The 2,220-nt window shown below is 62.2% G+C and carries 2 protein-coding genes; one reads left to right on the top strand and one right to left on the bottom strand.

The window, feature by feature from the left end:
• Positions 1 to 1,088: acetyl-CoA C-acyltransferase (locus tag WBF74_RS05870; protein ID WP_424436596.1), on the bottom strand; the 1,088-nt coding region annotated here is incomplete at its 3' end.
• A 347-nt stretch (positions 1,089 to 1,435) separates the two neighbouring features.
• Here WBF74_RS05870 and WBF74_RS05875 point away from each other — a divergent pair.
• Positions 1,436 to 1,912 (top strand): hypothetical protein, encoded by a 477-nt coding sequence (locus WBF74_RS05875; protein WP_424436599.1) that lies wholly within the window; start codon positions 1,436 to 1,438, stop codon positions 1,910 to 1,912.
• Positions 1,913 to 2,220 lie beyond the last annotated feature (308 nt).

Genomic DNA, 2,220 nt, shown 5'->3' on the forward strand with positions numbered 1-2,220 from the left:
CCGGTCATGCCGAAGGGGTGGCCGATGGCGATGGAACCGCCATTCACATTGTACTTTTCTGGGTCGATGCCGAGGCGGTCGCGGCTATAGAGGCACTGGCTCGCAAAGGCTTCATTAAGTTCCCAGAGGTCGATGTCGTCGATCTTGAGGCCATGACGCTCGAGAAGGCGCGGAATGGCGAAAACCGGGCCGATACCCATTTCATCGGGCTCACAGCCGGCGACGGCGAAGCCGCGGAAGACGCCGAGAATGTCGGAGCCATTCTTTTCGGCTTCCTTGCGCTCCATGAGCACGACAGCAGCCGCACCATCGGAAAGCTGCGAGGCGTTACCGGCGGTGATGTACTTGCCTTCCTTCACCTTCTGGCCGTTCTTGAAAACCGGCTTCAGCGAGGCGAGGCCTTCCAGCGTCGTGTCGGGACGGTTGCACTCGTCCTTGTCCACCGTGTAGTCAACGAGCGACTCTTCGCCGGTTTCCTTGTTCACGACCTTCATCTTGGTCTGCATCGGCACGATCTCATCCTTGAAGAGACCGTTGGCCTGCGCGGCGGCGATGCGCTGCTGGCTGCGGAGCGAATATTCGTCCTGAGCTTCGCGCGAGACATTGTAGCGCTCGGCGACGATTTCGGCCGTCTCGATCATGGCCATCCACAGCTCGGGCTTGTCCTGCATGAGCTTTTCTTCGGTCAGACGGTTGTAGTTCTGACCGCCCATCTGCACGAGCGAGATCGACTCAACGCCCGCGCCAATGGCAACAGGCACGCCTTCATTGATGATGCGGCCGGCGGCCATGGCGATCGACTGCAGACCCGACGAGCAGAAGCGGTTGATCGTGGTGCCGGAGGTGGTGACGGGGCAGCCCGCCCAGATGGCCGCGAGACGGCCGACATTCATGCCGGTCGCGCCTTCCGGGGCGCCGCAGCCCATGAGGACGTCTTCGACCTGGGCCGGCTCGATCTTTGCGCGCTCGATGGCGTGCTTGATCGCGTGGCCAGCCATGGCCGCGCCGTGGGTGTTGTTGAAGCCGCCGCGGCCAGCCTTGGCAAGGCCGGTACGGGCGGTCGAAACGATGACTGCTTCTCTGGACATGGACGGTCTCCCGACGGGTTGAGATGGCTTACTGCCGGTTGTGTGCGGCTTGCAGGCCTTCGCAAGGGAGGGCCTTCTGGCACTTTGAGGCGCACCTTAACGGGCGGGCCTGCCCTCTCAAAGCGGAATCTCCCTGCTTTTCCGTAGCGTTCACGCTGGGCTGCTGTGAATTTTTGAACAGGTGGCCGGGTATGTCACGCCTGTGGACTGCCTCAATCCTGCCTCGAAATTTCCCCGTAACCGCCCTTCCGCCCCCCGTTTGAGGTCATATTCACGCGCCATATAGGGAGGGTGGCAAGGCATCGGCCCTGCCGAACGAAGTGAGAGGTATCAAGATGAAAAGGCTGATGATCGTCGGAGCCCTCTGCCTGACAACCGCCCTCGGCGCCGCCCTGAGCGCGCAGACGGCGGCAGCCTCGGACCCGGCCCCCGCAGGCGCTTTTGCATGGGAAGACGCTGCGGCGGCGCCCGACCTCAGCGAGCGGACGGTTCTCATCACCGCTATCGACCCGGAAGCGCCCTATTCACCCGGCTATGGCGTGAATGACAGCGAGCGCGTGATCTTTGAAGTCTATTTCCCCGAAGGGGCCGTGACGCCGAGCGATGAAGCGGCGACGCTCCTGCGGGCGGTTGCGGAGGAAATCACATATCGCGGCCTTCAGAACATCACCGTTCTGCCTGCGGAGGCAGCCGCCACCGCCGACAGCCTCGACTCCGAACACGCCGTTGAAGAGCGCGTCCATGCGGTGGCCGCCACTCTTGAAGAATTTGGTGTGCCTCATAAATGGATCGGCGTGCAACCAAACCGGGCGTCCGGCGTTTAATACCGTAACTGGAATCGCGACGAGAGTTGCGGTCCCGACAGACCCGACGTCATCCCGCCCTCATAGGTCCCCCACCCCAGGGATGGCGTCGGGTCTCTACCCCTTCAGGGCCCCTCGCGGGGCCTTTCTTGTATCCGGGGCATCAAGCCTTTAGATAGGGCGCACGTAGTGCCCACTTCCCCCCGGACGTTTTCCCATGAGTAGAGTACAGGTTGATACGAGCGGATTCGGCGGCTTTGCCGGACCCGTTTTCAGGGATGGTGACAATTACAGCTTCGAGATCGCCGCACACCATCTGAACGGTGATG

It is taken from the genome of Parvibaculum sp. (assembly GCF_049672805.1).
Taxonomy (GTDB): domain Bacteria; phylum Pseudomonadota; class Alphaproteobacteria; order Parvibaculales; family Parvibaculaceae; genus Parvibaculum.